Here is a 17,623-nt window from a genome sequence, read left to right on the forward strand (position 1 = left end):
ATGAATGTGAATCTACAATATTATAAATCTATTCAGTTAATATTAGTTGCAATCTTAATAAGAAAAAAAGATTCAAATATTTCTTTATAAAACTTATCAGAATTTTATAGATATTAAAGTTGATTGCTAGTAAAGTAAAAATAATATTTTTTTATGTAGATTAGAAGTCCCCCATTTCCATACCATATTAGTAATAATACTAATACATAATGAAATTAATATTAATACTATTTAAATTTTTCTTGATACTGGAGCTAAATATTCAAAATAGGGATTAATAGTCAATTTTAAGCACAATTATTCCATTTCAGAACAATATTCTTACTCGTGAACAATATAATATTTATATCCTTAAAATGAACTATTCCATGACATTCCTTAGATTAGAAAGCCTTTGAGACATCTTTTTTATCCTATCTCTAGAATTAGATATTCTATTAATATTACAACCACAATAACATAATTCATTTTGACAGCAAACCAAATATAAAGCCTTTTTTGATTTTAAATCATCAATATGTAACTGATTAATATTTCTTACAACTTTGCGGCCCCACCTATTCATTTCAATTTCTTTACCCAAAAAAATAGGTGCTTTAGCTGCAGAAGAAAATTTATATGTTCCTCTAGCCTTTTTTCTAGCAATTGAACGATTTTTAGAGATTTCAGTACCTGATAAATCTAAAAAAGGGTCTATAAAGGGAATACCAACATCAGAAAGAGAAATCATTCTCTCATCAGCCTCGGAAATATCTTTTTTAATATTACTTAAAGAATTAGAAGCAATTGTTCCCCCGGATTTACGGCCAAAGATAGGGCCTTCACCGATATAAAACCCTGCTTCGACCAAGGCACTTCTGACCGGGGCGGCAGAGGTGTAGGTGGCTAGAACACCATCATTTTTTATAATTCGTTTTAATTCTTTGAAAAATTCAACCGTGTATAGTTCCGGAGCCTTTGAAGGGCTGAATGGGTCTAGAAAGATAGCATCATAATAATCTGAATCAAGATTTTGGACTACTTCCCGTGCATCTTTAGAATAAATATTAAATTGAATATTTTTTGGGATAGTCCCCTTTTCAAAGTTGAATTTCGCGTAATTTTCTTTAATTAATTTTTCCTCAATGGCCTTTTTAACTATATTGTGTGTTGCTAAAGGAACTGGTACTAATAGGCCTCCCGCAAGAGTTTCAATGGAAATTTCAATCAAATCTAAGCTTAAATCAATATCAGTATTTGAATCAGCACCTAAATAATCAATTAATGTAGCTGAATTATAACCAAACCCACTGCATGTATCTAAAACTTTAATATTACTTTTATTATTCAGATTTGATGGTTTTACAAATTTTTCCAATGATTCTGTGATGGCTCCTTTATTGGTATGCATAGTTTCAGAATTACCATTAATTTCCCCAGAGTTTAAGGTGTAGGATCCATCATCTGTTTTAATTAAATATTTTAGAAATTCATTTTTGAGATGATTCCTCGCTTTTAAATCTCCATGTATTTCTTTTTGAAAATAATAGTTTATTAGAGATATTGCTTCTTTTTGAGGAGTTAATGATTCTGAATGTTGGTAATTCATTTTATCACTATAAATTAAATAAAATTTATTAAATAAATATAAATTTGAATCTAATTAAATCTAATTAATAATTATATATCAAATCAATAAAGAGGCCTATTATGAAAATATGTATAGTATGTGATTTTTTTATTCCTCACTATCACGGCGGTGGCGAAAGGCGTTATTATGAAATTTCTAAACGTTTAGTGAAAAAAGGCCATCAGGTTGATGTTATTTGTATGAAAATAGCTGGTGTAAATAAATATGAAGAAATTGAAGGAATTAATATTCATCATATTGGACCTACCATTAACAAACCTCCGCACAGAAGTTCATCAAATTTTATAAATTTCATATTTGCAGTTTTTAAGTGGATTGTGACTCATAATTATGATATAATAGATGCTCAAGCTTATGCTCCACTTATTCCTGCTTTTTTCGGTGCAAAATTGAAAAGAACTCCAATTATTGGAACAATATATGATGTAAGTACAGAAGATGATGATCAGTGGATTCAATCATCTAAAATTGCTGCTTTGGCTGAAAAAATTTTGGTTAGGTTCCCATATGATAAAATAATTACTGTGAGTAATGAAACTAAAAAATCTCTGGTTAAATATTATGGTGTCCAAAAAAATAGAGTTTCTGTGGTTTACGCTGGTGTGGATTTGGAATTAATAGATTCTGTTAAAGTTAATGAGAAATATGAAAATACTATAATCTTCGTAGGCAGACTAGCACCACATAAACATGTTGATCATTTATTGAAAGTTGTTAAATCTCTGAAAAAAGAAATTTCAGATATTAATTTACTGATAGTTGGTAATGGTGTTGAGAAAGAAAATTTAATTTCAATGACTAAAGAATATGATCTTCGAGATAGTATTCAATTTTTGGATAATTTAGATTATAACGAACTGATGGGTGAAATGAAAAAATCTAATGTGTTAGTCTTACCTTCTACCCGAGAAGGTTTTGGAATGGTGTTAGCCGAGGCTAATGCATGTGGGATTCCAGTTGTGGCCTATGCTTCAGGTGGTGTGGTGGAAGTTGTTGAAGATGGAGTTAATGGTTATTTGGTTGAACCATTTGATTTAGAAAAATTAGAAGTTGTAATAGATTCTATATTAAAAAATCCATTAAAAAGAAATAATTTAGGAGAAAATGGGCGAAAAATTGTAGAAAAGAGTTTCATCTGGGATAAAATTGTTAAAGACATTTTAAATATTTATAATCATATTTAAGGAAGTATTTGAATGGTAGAGACTTATATTATCACCCCAGATTATAATGGCAAGAAATTTTTAGAAAAATACTTTATTTCTCTTTTCAATCAGACTTATTCAAATTTTAGGATTATATTTGTAGACAATTCACCAAATAATGATTCTATTGATTATATTAATCAAAATTATTATAATGAACTGAAATCTGGTAAAATCAAAATTATTAAAAACCATGAAAACTATGGTTTTGCTAAAGCAAACAACCAGGGGATAAACGAGAGTTTTAAAGACTTTGAATGCAAGTTTATTGTTTGTTTAAACAATGACACTGAAATTAAAGAAGATTTTTTGGAAAAACTAATTTTAATGTCAAAAAAACATCCTGAAGCAGGTAGCATACAGTCAAAAATTATATGGGGTCAAAATACTAGCCTTATTGATGTGGTTGGAATTGAATATTCTATCAATGGATTAGCTTTTAAAAGAGGAGCTTATGAAAGTTTGGATAAGTATGAAAATGAAGAAGAAATAATGGGATCTTCTCCTGCAGGTTGTCTTTATAAAAAAAAAGCATTATCCGATGTAAAATATGAAAATACATATTTTGATGAAGATTTTTTTGCATATTGTGAAGATACAGACTTAGCATTAAGACTTCGCAGAGCGGGTTGGAAATCTTACTACTGCCCAAAGGCAGTAATGTATCATTATAGAGGGGGTACTAATGAACCATTAAGCGATTTCACTATATATCATACCTGGAGAAATTCAACTTGGACCATATTCAAAAATCTTCCAAAAAGATATATTATTAAAAAATTTCCGCTATTATTTGCTTCTGAAGTAGCCCAAATTAGTATAAACTTAGTAAGAAGAAAGACGATCATATTAAAAGCTAAATGGGATGCCTACAAAGAAATTAGACACTTCATGAATAAATATAAAAATATAAAAAAAAATGTTCCATTTGAAGATTTAGAAAAATTGTTCATTTACAAATGGAAACCTTAATTCTTCTTAAAGTTTCATAATTATTAACTAAATAATGGAAGGTTAGAATATGGAAACAAAATATAATGAGATTTATTATGAATCGATTAATGATGTACTAAGTGAAGGCTATAAAAAATTAATTAGTAAATTAGTTTTAGATCTCCCATTGAATGGAAAGATATTAGATGTAGGATGTGGAAAAGCCAATTATCTTAAAAACATTCATGAATTAAGGCCAGATTTACAGCTTTATGGTATCGATATTGGAGATATGAATAGTTCTATTCCATCATTTATCAATTTCCAGAAAGCTTCAGGAGATAATATACCTTTTGAGAATAATATGTTTGATTTATTAGTTTGTTTTCATGTTATTGAACATTTATTAAATCCATATGATTTTATGATCGAGTTTCATAGAGTTGTTAAATCCAATGGTTTGTTGTATATAGAAATGCCATATTATAAAACAGCATTTATTCCTGAAGGAAATGCAAATTTTTGGAGCGAACCAACACATATACGACCATATAATTATTACTCTGTTGAAAGATTGTTAAAAGAAAACGGTTTTTTAAAATTAGAGATAAATGTTTGGAGGAACTGGATAAGTGTACTATTATTTCCTTATCTTTTATTCAAAAGAATATTTTTTAAAGATTATGATGCATTATCCACTTTTTATGCGAACCTCTATGGTATATCCATTGGGGGATTAGGTCAAAATATTAAAAAAGAGTGATTCTATGACAATAAAAATAATGCATATAGGTCATGGTTTTCTACCTATGCGAACCGGTGGTTCAATTAAGAATGCAATGAATTTAATGAAATTTCAAGCGAAAAAAGGAAATGAAGTTCATTATTTCTTCTCTGGAAGATACTACCCTTTTTCAAAAACTATGATAAAAAATTACAAAAAAGATGGAATAATAATGCATGAATTAATCAATTCCCCAATTTTACCATCTAAATGTGCTTTAGAAAACAAAAAAGAAGTTTATGAATTTGAAAATCTTTTTCGAGAAATAATTAAAAGTAACAAACCAGATATAATTCATATACAAGAGATATTAGGATTACCCTATTCTTTAATTGACATACTTAAAGAAGAATTAGGAATTCCAATAGTAATGACACTTCACGATTATTATCCTTTATGTCCAACTGTGAAACTTTACAGAATAGATAAAACAATTTGTTCAGAAAATGAAGTAGGCCCTATGTGTTTATTATGTTGTAATAATTTTGAGGGTCGTGCTTATTTTTTACTTGCTACAGTAGCTTATCATTTAGAAAAATTCAAAATACCTGTTTTTAATATTTATAATAGAATTTTTAAGTTTATACAAAACATTCGTTCTGATAAAATAAAAGATCCTAAAATAAATTTTCCAGTAACCCCCATATATAACTACGAAAAAATTTCTAATTTATACCAAGATAGAAGAGATTCAAACATATTAAAATTAAAAAAAATTGATTCATTCATTTCACCTTCTACAAAAACAAAAGAAATTTACCAGACATTTTTAGGTGAAGATTCACAGATTTTTATAGTTCAAAATCTTTTAAATCATTTTAATAATATTAATTTTAAAAAAACAAGACATTATGATAATTCAATCAATTTTGGGGTTTTGAATGGGTTTTCTTCAGTTGAAAAAGGATCTCAATTTTTATTAGAAACCATAGATATACTAAAATCTTATTCAAATCGCTATAATATCTATATACTGGGAGAAATTGATAAATCTCGGGAATTAGAACTCAATAAACATGAAAATGTAATTATTAAAGGACATTATGATACAAAGGACTTAGATAATATATTAGATGCCATTGATGTTGGAATAATACCTTCAGTTTGGGAAGAAGTTTATGGTTTTGTAGGGTTAGAATTTTTATCAAAAGGTATACCAGTTATTGGAAATAATCTTGGTGGAATAACAGAATATACTATAGATAATATTACTGGCTGGGTTAATGTTGATTCTTCTCCAAAAGAATTGTCCAATATAATGATTAATATCATCAAAAACCCGGAACAAATAAATGAACTAAACCAAAGAATTTTTAATATTAGAAATGAAATTTTACGCCCTTATGAAGAATACGAAAAAGAGGTTGAAAATGTTTATATGAAAGTTTTGAATAGATAAACTATGATTTTATTGATTGGAATAAAATAATAAACTTCTATAAAATATGATTAAATATTAAAAAAGAATCATATTTTAATTTATTCAATTACTCTACAGTAACACACTTGGCCAAATTCTTCGGCTTATCAGGATCAATACCCTTTTCAATACTTATATAATATGCAAGTAACTGTAAAGGAACTATATACGGAATAGGGGAAATCAACTCATCAATCTCTGAATCCGTCCCCATAAAATCCTTTGATTCTGATTTTAAAATTTCATCATTATCAGAACCAACCGAAATCACATGGGCTCCTCGGGCCCTGACTTCTTCTACATTACTTAAAGTTTTATCATGGATATTTCCTGGAGGTGCAACAGCAACTACAGGAACTCCATCATCAATCAAAGCCAATGGCCCGTGCTTAAGTTCTCCAGCAGCATAGCCTTCCCCATGAATATAAGTAATTTCTTTTAGTTTTAAAGCCCCTTCTAAAGCGGTTGGGTAAGAAAACCCTCTTCCAATGAAGAAGAAATCAGGCACATCTTTATATTTTTTAGCAATTCTATGAATATGATCCTCATTATTCAAAACATCTGCCATGAACTTAGGAATTTTATGTAAATCTTCAACCAAATCTAATCGTTTGCTCATATGAGCTGCTAAAAGATATACACATGTTAGCTGACTTACATAGGTCTTAGTAGCAGCCACACCTATTTCAGGCCCTGCTCTGGTGAAAACAACATGTTTAGCTTCCCGGGTAGCAGTACTCCCTACAACATTGACGATTACCAATGTTTCAGATCTTTTTTTAGCGGTTCTAAGAGCTTTAAGAGTGTCTGCAGTTTCTCCAGACTGGCTGATAAATATCACTAGTGTTTTTTCATCCATGGCCTTGGAAGAATACTGGAATTCCGAAGCAAGAATTACATCCGTAGGTAATCCCATTAAACTTTCAAATAAATATTTTCCAATTAAAGAAGCATGATAAGATGTACCACAAGCCACAAAGCAGATTCTTTCAATGTCACCCAAGTTATTAACTATTTTTTCTATTTCTGAAGACTCCATAAGAGTATCTCTAACCGCATCAGGTTGTTCATGAATCTCTTTTATCATGAAATGATCAAAACCGCCCTTTTCAGCCATGTCTGGTGTCCATTCAATTATATGGACCTCTTTTTCAATGATTTCACCCAGAACATTTTTAACAGTAACACCATCAGCATCTAAAATAACCATTTCCCCGTCTTCTAAGTAAATAATGTTATTAGTGTGTTTTAATATGGCTGGCACATCTGAGGCCAGGAAATAATCCCCATCACCCTTTCCTACAATTAAAGGACTTTCTTTCCGAACCCCTATAATTTTGCCTGGCTCATCCGTAGATATAACTGCAATAGCATATGACCCATGGATCATTTCCAGAGTTTTCCGTACTGCAATCTCCAGATCAAAGCCTTGATCCATGAATTTTTCTATTAAATGCGGAATGACTTCCGTATCTGTATCCGACTTGAATATATGGCCTTCTGATTCTAAATTATTTTTTAATTCTTTATAATTTTCAATTATTCCATTATGAACTACTGCAATTTTGCCATTGCAATCTGTGTGAGGGTGAGCATTCTTCTGAGTAGGAACACCATGAGTAGCCCATCTTACATGTGCAATACCCATATTTCCCGGTAAATCAGAAAGTTTCACGTTCTTTTCAGCTTCACTGATTTTTCCTTTATCTTTTCTGATATTAATCTTTGAAGATGACGTAGCAATACCTACAGAGTCATAACCCCTATATTCTAACTTTTTTACGCATTCTAAAAGTACTGGAGCTGCTTCATCATCTTTTAAGATACATCCAACTATACCACACATCATTTCACCTATAAAGGCATCTTTGGCCTCATAAAATTTTAAATATTATTTATTATAATTTAGATTAAATATTATATTATAAATTTAGAAATATTTTATTCATTTAATTCTTATGATAATTTATATAATAATTTTATTTAATGATATCATTATATTACTTAAATCACAATATATCTCTATAATTGGATTTACACATATATAAGCCTTTGAGAACAAATAGAAAAATGGAGATAGTATGAGGATAAAAGTTGGAAAATTAATCTACAGTGGTAAAGCGAAGGACGTTTATGAAACTGACCATTCTGACAAAGTAGTTGTTAAGTTTAGAGATGATATAACTGCCGGAGACGGTGAAAAAAAGGATAGTCTTCAACTCAAGGGTTATTACAATTCTATTATCTCTTCTAAATTATTTGAAGTTTTAGAAGCAGAAGGAATAAAAACTCAGTTCATTGAGCTGATTAAACCGGGTGAAATGCTTTCACACAAGCTGAAAATGATACCTTTAGAGGTAATCACTCGGAATATAGCAGCCGGGAGTTTGCTAAGGAAATTTCCTTTTGAAGATAAACAAGTTTTTGAATCCCCCATTATACAAATGGATTATAAAAACGATGAATTTCATGATCCAATGTTAAATGACGATATAATCATAGCTTTAAATCTTGCTACTAAAGAAGAGTTGGATTCAATTAGAGAAATAACTCTAAAAATTAATAAAACCTTGAAAGAGTTCTTAGCAAATAAAGGTATCAGCCTTGTAGACTTTAAAATTGAATTTGGTTATGATAAAAACCAAAATATAGTTTTAGGAGACGAAATAAGTCCAGACACTTGCCGTTATTGGGATATTGAAACCTGTGACGTCCTTGACAAAGATTTATTTAGAAAAGGGGAATGCGGAGTAATGGATGCTTATAAAAAGGTTGCTTCCATGATTCTAGACCCAGAAGATCTTGAAAAGTATGGACTAAAAGAAATTTAATCTTATAATTAAAAAAATAATATAATTAAATTTATTTAATGGTGGTTTAATGAAATACGACGTAGAAGTTAAGATAAGTTTGAAGAAAGGAATGTTAAACCCAGAAGCATCTACTATTCAACGTGCCCTTGCACTTCTAGGGTATGAAGTTCAAGATACAGATACTGTTGATATAGTAAAATTCACTATGGACGAGGAAAATCAAGCAGATGTTGAAAAAGAGGTAGAAGATATGTGTCAACGTTTGTTATGTAATCCAGTTATTCATGATTACCAAATCCAGATAGTTCCATTAAGTTGATCTGAATTTGTATATGATTGAGGAATATAATTTCAAATCCTTAAGTTTAAATTAAGAACAGAAATATTAGAATAATTTATTCAAATTAACTAAGTAAATAAGAGGACAAATAATGAAAGTAGGAGTAATAAGGTTACCTGGCTCTAATTGTGATCGAGATGTTTATCATGCTCTTGAACTTGCCGGTGGAGAACCAGAATATATTTGGTGGAACCAAAAAGATCTCTCCAATCTTGATGCGGCAGTGATTCCCGGTGGATTTTCCTATGGAGACTATTTAAGAGCTGGAGCAATAGCAGCTATAACACCAGTAATTGAAGGAATAAAATCTCTGGCTAAAGAAGAAAAACCCGTTTTAGGCATATGTAATGGTGCTCAGATACTAGCCGAAGTTGGATTGGTACCTGGAGTATTCACCGTGAACGAAAATCCTAAATTTAATTGCCAGTGGAGTGAAATGAAGGTTAAAACCACTCGAACTCCATTTACCAGCATTTATAATAAAAATGAAGTTATAAAAATGCCGGTGGCCCATGCCGAAGGCCGTTATTTTAACGAAAACCTGGAAATGGCTAAGGATAATGACCAGATTGTTTTACAATTCGAAGGAGAAAATCCTAATGGTTCTCTGGAAGGAATCACCGGTGTTTGTGACGAAACAGGACGAGTTTGTGCAGTAATGCCCCATCCAGAAAGGGCCTCTGAAATGATATTAGGATCAGACGATGGTTTAAAATTCTTTAAAGGAATTATTAATTATTAGATAATTAGAATAAGATTATTGAGTTTAAAAGTGCAATTTAATGGTTATTTAATAATCCAATTAAAATAATATTTAATCCATCAAAATCTATTTTTATTAAAAAATGTTAGATTTATAAAAATTAAAAATTGTCCGTAAGTATATTAACCATAATAAAAAAAAAAATTTAAAATTAATTATATAAAAAAATTATAATTATATCCTTTATTTAAAGCTGGTGAGGAAATGGTAGTACATTTAGTAGGTGCAGGTCCAGGAGACCCGGAATTAATTACTCTTAAAGCTGTCAAAGCATTAGAAAAAGCAGAAGTTGTTATTTATGATAGATTGGCCAATGAAGAAATATTAAAACACGCCCCCAACGCCAAGCTTATCTATGTGGGTAAAAAGGCAGGAGAGCACTATAAAACCCAGGAAGAAATAAATCAAATTCTAGTTAATGAAGCAAAAGCTTATGATGAGGTTGTAAGGCTAAAAGGCGGAGACCCATTTGTATTTGGTCGTGGAGGAGAAGAAGTTCTGGCCTTGCACGAGGAAGGAATATCCGTAGATATGATTCCTGGAGTTACATCCGCCATTGGAGTTCCAACCACTGCTGGCCTCCCAGTGACCCATAGGGGAGTAGCAACATCATTTACTATTGTTACTGGCCATGAAGACCCAACTAAAAAAGAAAAACAGGTAAAATGGGATTATACTGCAGATACCATTATTGTTTTAATGGGAATTGGTCAAATAAAAGAAAATACTCAGGAAATGATGAAGTATAGAGATCCTAAAACTCCTGTTTGTATAATTGAAAATGGTACAACTCCTAAGGAAAGAATAGTAATTGGGACGCTAGATAACATCTCTGAAAAAGATATTAACACCCCCGCAATTTTAATTGTAGGAAATGTAGTGGATGTTTACCAAAAAATGAAAAAGTAAGCAGAAACTGAGTTATTTTATATCATATATTCTTTATAAAAAACAACTTCCTAAATTATTTAAACTTAACATTCAAGCCCTTTATTTTATTTTTAATATTTTTTAATTACTTATAATGGCCATTTAATTAATTAAAGGAGAATAAAATGTCTAAAACTTTAAATAATAAAGTAATAGTCATCACACGACCTATAGAACGCTCCAAATTTACATTTGATATTGTTAAAGAATTTGGAGGAGTTCCATTAGTAGTTCCTACCTTGGAATTGAAATTTACTTATACTACTACTTTGAGGAGACTGTTAAAACAACTCAAAGAATTAGACTGGCTAATATTCACTTCTCCAGCTTCATTAGAATCTATTTTCAATTTTTGTCCAGACCTAAAAGAACATCTAAATCCCCAGTGCAAAATTGCAGTTATTGGACCCAAAACCAAACACATTGTAGAATCTAAAGGATTAACTACAGAAATAATGCCCTCAGAATATACTGCAGAGGGTTTATTGGATTCATTTTTAGAATATGATCTAGAAGGCAAAATTATTGGAATACCAAGCACTCCGGCCGCACGTGATGTGTTACCTACAGAATTAACTAAAATGGGAGCACATGTTTTCGTAGCAGAGACTTATAAATCAATAGTTCCTGAAGAAAACGATTTAATAGAAGATTTAATAAAAAAAATTCTAGATAAAAAAATATCTGCTATTACATTCACCAGTCCATTGACAGTTAAGAATCTATTTAATCTAGTAGAAAAAGAACATAAACCCGATTTTATCAAAATATTATCCAAAAAAGAAGTATTAGTGGCAGCAATTGGTCCTATAACCGGAAAAACATTACAAGAATATGGAATTAATGCTTTAATTCCTGAAAAGTACACGGTGAAAGATATGATGCTGAAATTGTTTGATAACTTATAGTGGAAATAATTGTTTAATTAATATTTTTAAGATATTATAGATAGAACGTGTATAATCCTTTATAACAATTAAATGTAAAAATTATATTAAATAAATAATCATACATCCGAGTATTATATCAAATTATAATAATATCGCTAAAATAATACTAATTATCTGGAGGATACATATGAAAACAATTATTTGGCCAGTTTATATAGATTCCACAAGAACTAAAAAAGAAGGAAGGAAAATATCCAAAAAGGATGGTGTTTCATCCCCTCGATTAGGTGAAATTTCTAGAGCTGCGCGAAAACTGGATTTAAAACCAGATACGGAAAATGATAAGTCTTATCCTGGCCTTTGGTGGGAATCAACAGGCCGGATAGTAGTAGAAAGAGAAGAAATCTCAAAAAAAGACCTTCTTTTAAAAATTAGTAATATGATTAAAGGTACTAGATCAAATTAAATCAAATTATCGGTTTGGATGATAAATTTATGGTATCACTTATAATATTTCTTTATTTATTAAATAATAAGTTATAACATCCTAAAACAGAAAATAACTTAAAATTAGCTAAACTTTTAATTTTTCAAAAATTATCATTCACCCACTAAAAAATTAGGAGAAATAATTTGAAAACACAAGTGCCCCTGCCTATGGAAAAAGAATTTACTAAAGCCCAGAAATTGGTAGAATCTGCAGAAGATATAAAAATTTATAGCCATATTGATTGTGATGGGATAACTGCCGGCGCAATTCTATCAACTATGCTTGATCGGATGGGTAAAGAACATGAAGTAGAATTCATTAGTTTAGATAAAATTGATGAACTTAAACTTGAAAATGAACTCACCATATTTTCTGATTTGGGATCTGGCCAGGCAACCGAAAAATTATCAACATCATCATCTAAAATACTAATTTTAGACCATCACCCATCATTAAGAGGCCCTAATTTTAATAATTCTACTGTTCAAGGAAAATTCCTGGAAATAAATCCGCTTTTCTATGGTATTGAAGGCTCAAATGAAATTTCTGGAGGAGGAATGTCATATCTATTGGCCCGTGCATTTGGCCATACGGATTTAAGTTGGATGGGAGTATTATCTGGGGTAGGGGACATGCAAAATAGCCTTTCAGGAAAATTAGAAGGTCTAAATAGCATGATACTACAAGAAAGTATCAATGAAGGATATGTAGAGTCCATAAAAGATATTTCAATTTATGGTAGACAAACTAGACCATTATTTGTAGCTTTATCTTATTTTGGAGATGTTAATCTCCCCATCACTAATAACAAAACAGAAGCAATTTTATTGCTTAATAAATTAGGCATAGAAAAGAAAAATGGTAAAAATCAGCGCTCACTTTGTGATTTAACCCCTGAAGAAAAAGGAAAATTGTTTTCTGAACTGGTAAGAATGTTATCGAAGGAAGTGCCTGCAAAATACATTAAACACGTGCCTAAATTAGTTTCTGCAGAATCTTATGATTTTTTAAATGAAGAAAAATATACTCCTCTTAGAGATGCTAGCGAATTTTCTACAATAGTAAATGCGTGCAGTAGGAATAAAAGAGCAGATGTTGCATTAAAAATATTAAAAGGGAATCGAAATACAGCTATGGATGAAATGGAAATCTTATCTAAAGAACATAGAAGATATTTGGCCCAGAAAATAGAATTCATTGAAAATGAAGATATGATAGTTCCTATGGAAAATTTACAGTACTTTGAAGGTAATGGTATCAAAAGTGAGGTTATAGGGACCATAGCTGGAATGATCTTAAGTTATGGAGATTGGAAAAAACCTATCCTTGGTTTTACTCAGATAAGTGATGAAAATAGTGGTATTAAAGTCTCTCTTCGCTGTTCTAGACTTTTAGCATATGATGGAATTCATTTTGGACATATAATCCGGAAAGTGGCTGAAAAAGTTGGTGGGAGTGGAGGAGGGCATTCAGTGGCCTGTGGAGCTTACATACCTTCAAATAGTAAAGAAGAGTTCTTAAATGTTTTTAATAATTATTTAAATAATAAAATAAGTAATTAGTAAAAAGTTGAAAGGGGTTAAAATGAAAGTTTTCAAAAATAAAGGGGAATTAACACGTTTTCAGATACTTGGCGAAATTGCTAGAAATGAACCTCACCTAAGACAAAAGGATATAGGTAATAAGCTTGGAATAACTATCCAAGCTGTTTCAGAAAATATAAAAAGCCTTGTAGAAGATGGTTATGTTGAATCCGGTGGAGGTCGTTTCAGATATAAAATAACAAAAAAAGGTATTGAACGAATAAAAAAAGAAGCTCTGGCTCTTAGAAAGTATTCTGAAGAAGTATTAGATACTATGAATAGTTATAAATCTGTCTGGCCAGCTATTGCTGAGGAAAATCTTAATTCCGGAGAGGAAGTAGGACTTTTCATGAAAGATGGAACTCTGTATGCTTCGAAGAAAAAAGCTCCAGCACGCGCAGAAGTCTTAAAAGATTGTTTGGCTGGGGAAGATGTTGCTTTAATAGGTTTGGGCGGTACTATTGAATTAAAAACAGGTAATGTAGTCATATTAGTCCTACCAACCATAAATCAAGGTGGTTCCAATAAAACAGATCTGGATAAGGTCTTTGAAATCTATAAAAAAGGTTTTGATCGTGTTGGAATAATGGGAACTGTTTCTAGAGCAGTTGTTGATAAGTTGGAAATTAATATAGATTTTGAATTTGCAACGCCCCAATCAACCGTTGCTGCAGCAAAAAGAGGCCTTGACATCCTTGTATTTGCAGTTGGTAAAATGAAAAATAGTATAACACGTAGATTAGATGAAGAAGGAGTACATTATACGTTAGAAGATGTTACTAAAACTTGATTTAATTTTATTATTCTTAAAAAGAACTAAAATAAAAATTAATTAAAAGAGATGATGAAATTTTAATAAAATAAAAATGAATATTTAAAGGTCGTAAACTTCTTCAGGAGGTACTAAAGTGGCCCCACCATCATTTAATACTTCCATTAAAATATCTAAATCATCAGTACTTAGAAGCAATATTGCTTTATCTTTTTTTTCATGAACAAATGCATAAAGATATTCCAAATTAATATCTGAATCATTTAATATTTTCAATACAGATGCTAGACCGCCTGGCTGATCAGATAACTCAACCGCAACAACTTCCTTCATTTTAACTATAAAGTTATTTTTCTCAAGTAATTTCTTAGCTTTTTCAGGTTCCGGAACAATTAGCCTTAAAATACCAAAATCTGAAGTATCAGCTATTGATAAAGCTCGTATATTTATTCCACCACCGGCCAAAGTATTTAAAGCCGTCCAAAGTCTTCCTTTTTTATTTTCTAGGAAAATAGATAGTTGTTTTATTTTCATTTTTTTATCCCCTAATCGAATTTCCAATATTATCCCATAAAATATTTTAATTAACCAGAATTTACCCCTGATATTAAATTGTTATGATAATTAATTGGTAATCATAATCAATTATCTACAAATTAATTTATATGATTTTAATGTGCAGCGGCCTCGATTAAATGCAAAGTTTATTGGCTTAGTACATGTTTCGTTTGTCAATGACTCTAACTGCTTTACCTTCACTGCGAGGTAAACTTTTAGGTTCCACTAGAGTAATATTAACACGTATCCCAATCTCATTTTCAATGAAATTAGCAATCTTTTTCCTTATGGCCACCATTTCTTTTATTTCATCAGAGAATAAGCTTTCAGAAGTTTCAACCTTAACTTCCATTTCATCAAGGTTGTGCGGTCTAGTAACAATAATTTGATAGTGTGGTTCAACCCCATCAATTTTTAAAAGGGCTTTTTCAATTTGAGATGGGAAAACCGCCACACCTTTAACCTTTAACATATCATCAGAACGACCAGTTATTCTATCCATTTTAACTAAACTTCTGCCACAATCACATTTCTCATAGCGAAGTGAGGTTATATCTTTAGTTATAAAACGAATAACTGGCATTCCAATCCGGCTCAAAGTAGTTAAAACAAGTTCACCAGCATTTCCAGCATCCAAATTTTGAGAAGTATTAGTATCTATAATCTCCGGATAGAAATGATCTTCAAAAATATGCAATCCATTCTGTTGATTGCACTCAATGGCCACTCCAGGCCCCATAATCTCGGTAAGACCATATATATTAAATGCAGGTGCACCAAATCTTTTTTCGATTTCCTTTCTCATTTCATTGGTCCACATCTCAGCTCCAAAACCAATGGCCTTTAATTGAGAATTTTCAGGAACAAATCCTTCCTCCTCAGCAACCTCAGATAAATAAAGGCCATAAGAAGGTGTAAAAATCATTACTGTAGTTCCAAAATCAGTCATGATTTCAATCTGTCTTCTGGTTTGTCCTGTAGAAATAGGGATAACTGTAGCTCCGATTTTTTGGGCACCATAATGGACACCAAATCCTCCTGTAAAAAGACCATATCCATGAGTATTTTGAATAATATCCTCATCATCAACCCCCATCATAGTCAATCCCCGGGCCATAACTTCACCCCATAAATCCAGGTCTTCTCTGGTGTATCCAGATACAACCGGTTTTCCAGTAGTTCCTGAAGAGGTATGGACTTCAATAATATCTTTTTTAGGTACGGCAAACATTCCAAAGGGATAAACTTGCCTTAAATCATCTTTAGTGGTGAAAGGAAGCTTTTGAATATCTTCCAAAGATTGGATATCCTCTGGAAAAACACCCATATTTTGGAATTTTTTATTATAATAAGGAACATTCTCATAAGCTCTTTTGACAACATCCTGTAATTTTTTCAGTTGTAGGTCATTTAAGTCATCTCTAGACATGCATTCTGCTTTTTCATTCCAGACCATTTTATCAAATCCTGATTGAATCGAGTATAGCTGTAATCATTAATTAAGTAAATATAATCATTAACAATTTAATCTGCTAATATTATTCCTATAATCGAAATATAAACCATATAACAACAATTAACATTTTTATGTTTATTAAATTTGATTTTAAAGAATATTTAAATGAATAGCTTAATTTTGCAAATTTTTAAACAACATAATTTGTTAACAATAAATTATGTTTAGGTGCAAATAACTATTAAAACGTTTCTTATAATAAAATAAAAATAAAAAGAATTAACTTAAAAATATGCTAATTGAAAAAAATTTAAAAAATAACTAAAATAACTAAAATAACAAATCATTGTTAAAAATAAAATTAAAATAAATTAAAGAATTAAAAAAGTCACAAAGGAGAATTCAACCATATTTCAGTCCTTTTATTGACTTCTTCCCAGTTAACAATATTCCAGAAAGCCGCTACAAAATCCGGCCGGACATTTTTATAGTCCAGATAGTAGGCATGTTCCCATACATCCAGAACCATCAATATTCTGAAGTTTGGAATAACATTAACATTGTGTTTTTCAATTTGCATGATAAAAAGACGGTCAGTCCTACGACAAAGAGTTAATGCGGCCCATCCTGATCCTTCTGCTCCAATTGCTGCTTGAGAAAATTCTTTTTTAAACCTTTCAAAACTTCCAAAATCTTTTTCAATATACTTGGCCAGTATGCCCTCTGGTTCTCCTCCAAACTTATCTGCAGGGCCTAAATTCCCCCAGAATAATCTATGAAGTACAAAACCTCCCACATGAAATGACAGTTCCTTGGCAACTGCTTTTATATCAAAATCTTCACCTTTTTCTCGAGTTTCATCAAATTTCTTTAATAATGCATTTGCTCCATCCACATAGGCTTGGTGATGCTTTTTATGATGAATAGATAATTGTTCTTCAGAAATATAAGGTTCTAAATCTTTATATCCATAAGAAAGCTCGGGAAGTTCGTAAAATTTTTTTTCCATTTTAACACCTCAATACCGTTTATTATTTATTAAAACTAATTAATAAT

The 17,623-nt window shown here is 30.7% G+C and carries 17 protein-coding genes; 12 read left to right on the forward strand and 5 right to left on the reverse strand.

The features are described 5' to 3' along the window. Positions 1-361: 361 nt before the first annotated feature. On the reverse strand, positions 362-1,588 hold the full coding sequence (locus tag Q7I96_01755; GenBank protein ID MDO9626337.1) for an MnmC family methyltransferase: 1,227 nt from the start codon (positions 1,586-1,588) through the stop codon (positions 362-364). A 101-nt stretch (positions 1,589-1,689) separates the two neighbouring features. On the opposite strand from Q7I96_01755, the gene Q7I96_01760 reads away from it, so the two are divergent. Genes Q7I96_01760 through Q7I96_01775 form a run of 4 tightly spaced genes read left to right on the forward strand, consistent with a single transcriptional unit; the run spans position 1,690 to position 5,951 of the window. Next, on the forward strand, positions 1,690-2,814 hold the full coding sequence (locus Q7I96_01760; GenBank protein MDO9626338.1) for a glycosyltransferase family 4 protein: 1,125 nt from the start codon (positions 1,690-1,692) through the stop codon (positions 2,812-2,814). 12 nt (positions 2,815-2,826) lie between these two features. Beyond that, entirely contained in the window at positions 2,827-3,807 is a 981-nt protein-coding gene (locus Q7I96_01765) for a glycosyltransferase family 2 protein (protein MDO9626339.1), read from the forward strand. 49 nt (positions 3,808-3,856) lie between these two features. Continuing rightward, on the forward strand, positions 3,857-4,531 hold the full coding sequence (locus Q7I96_01770; protein ID MDO9626340.1) for a class I SAM-dependent methyltransferase: 675 nt from the start codon (positions 3,857-3,859) through the stop codon (positions 4,529-4,531). 4 nt (positions 4,532-4,535) lie between these two features. After that, the gene (locus Q7I96_01775; GenBank protein MDO9626341.1) at positions 4,536-5,951 is read left to right on the forward strand and encodes a glycosyltransferase; all 1,416 of its coding nucleotides are present in this window, start codon (positions 4,536-4,538) and stop codon (positions 5,949-5,951) included. Positions 5,952-6,039: 88 nt separating this feature from the next. Here the strand turns inward: Q7I96_01775 and glmS are convergent, their stop codons facing one another. Beyond that, positions 6,040-7,818: a glutamine--fructose-6-phosphate transaminase (isomerizing) gene (gene glmS / locus Q7I96_01780; protein MDO9626342.1), complete on the reverse strand. Its 1,779-nt coding sequence runs from the start codon at positions 7,816-7,818 to the stop codon at positions 6,040-6,042. A gap of 241 nt (positions 7,819-8,059) precedes the next feature. Here glmS and Q7I96_01785 point away from each other — a divergent pair, with 241 nt between their 5' ends. The 8 genes from Q7I96_01785 (at position 8,060) to Q7I96_01820 (ending at position 14,571) form a co-directional block, all read left to right on the forward strand. Continuing rightward, on the forward strand, positions 8,060-8,803 hold the full coding sequence (locus Q7I96_01785) for a phosphoribosylaminoimidazolesuccinocarboxamide synthase (GenBank protein ID MDO9626343.1): 744 nt from the start codon (positions 8,060-8,062) through the stop codon (positions 8,801-8,803). A 49-nt stretch (positions 8,804-8,852) separates the two neighbouring features. After that, on the forward strand, positions 8,853-9,104 hold the full coding sequence (gene purS / locus Q7I96_01790) for a phosphoribosylformylglycinamidine synthase subunit PurS (protein MDO9626344.1): 252 nt from the start codon (positions 8,853-8,855) through the stop codon (positions 9,102-9,104). Positions 9,105-9,216: 112 nt separating this feature from the next. Next, on the forward strand, positions 9,217-9,867 hold the full coding sequence (purQ, locus tag Q7I96_01795; protein ID MDO9626345.1) for a phosphoribosylformylglycinamidine synthase subunit PurQ: 651 nt from the start codon (positions 9,217-9,219) through the stop codon (positions 9,865-9,867). 225 nt (positions 9,868-10,092) lie between these two features. Then, a complete protein-coding gene (cobA, locus tag Q7I96_01800; protein ID MDO9626346.1) occupies positions 10,093-10,797 on the forward strand; it encodes a uroporphyrinogen-III C-methyltransferase in 705 nt (234 codons plus the stop codon). 146 nt (positions 10,798-10,943) lie between these two features. Continuing rightward, on the forward strand, positions 10,944-11,726 hold the full coding sequence (locus Q7I96_01805; GenBank protein MDO9626347.1) for a uroporphyrinogen-III synthase: 783 nt from the start codon (positions 10,944-10,946) through the stop codon (positions 11,724-11,726). 169 nt (positions 11,727-11,895) lie between these two features. After that, positions 11,896-12,174 carry a signal recognition particle subunit SRP19/SEC65 family protein gene (locus tag Q7I96_01810; GenBank protein ID MDO9626348.1) on the forward strand — a complete coding sequence of 93 codons (279 nt, stop codon included), beginning with the start codon at positions 11,896-11,898 and terminating at the stop codon, positions 12,172-12,174. Positions 12,175-12,365: 191 nt separating this feature from the next. Next, a complete protein-coding gene (gene recJ, locus Q7I96_01815; protein ID MDO9626349.1) occupies positions 12,366-13,760 on the forward strand; it encodes a single-stranded-DNA-specific exonuclease RecJ in 1,395 nt (464 codons plus the stop codon). 22 nt (positions 13,761-13,782) lie between these two features. Beyond that, positions 13,783-14,571, forward strand: coding sequence for a MarR family transcriptional regulator (locus Q7I96_01820; GenBank protein ID MDO9626350.1), 789 nt, complete (start codon positions 13,783-13,785; stop codon positions 14,569-14,571). Positions 14,572-14,655: 84 nt separating this feature from the next. Here the strand turns inward: Q7I96_01820 and Q7I96_01825 are convergent, their stop codons facing one another. The 3 genes from Q7I96_01825 to Q7I96_01835 all read right to left on the reverse strand — a co-directional run bounded on the left by Q7I96_01825 (position 14,656) and on the right by Q7I96_01835 (position 17,576). Then, a complete protein-coding gene (locus Q7I96_01825; protein ID MDO9626351.1) occupies positions 14,656-15,087 on the reverse strand; it encodes an acetolactate synthase in 432 nt (143 codons plus the stop codon). Positions 15,088-15,265: 178 nt separating this feature from the next. After that, positions 15,266-16,567: a phenylacetate--CoA ligase gene (locus tag Q7I96_01830; GenBank protein ID MDO9626352.1), complete on the reverse strand. Its 1,302-nt coding sequence runs from the start codon at positions 16,565-16,567 to the stop codon at positions 15,266-15,268. 388 nt (positions 16,568-16,955) lie between these two features. Further along, positions 16,956-17,576, reverse strand: a complete 621-nt coding sequence (locus tag Q7I96_01835) for a superoxide dismutase (protein ID MDO9626353.1) — start codon at positions 17,574-17,576, stop codon at positions 16,956-16,958. Between the last annotated feature and the right edge of the window lie 47 nt (positions 17,577-17,623).

It is taken from the genome of Methanobacteriaceae archaeon, assembly GCA_030656015.1.
GTDB lineage: Archaea > Methanobacteriota > Methanobacteria > Methanobacteriales > Methanobacteriaceae > UBA349.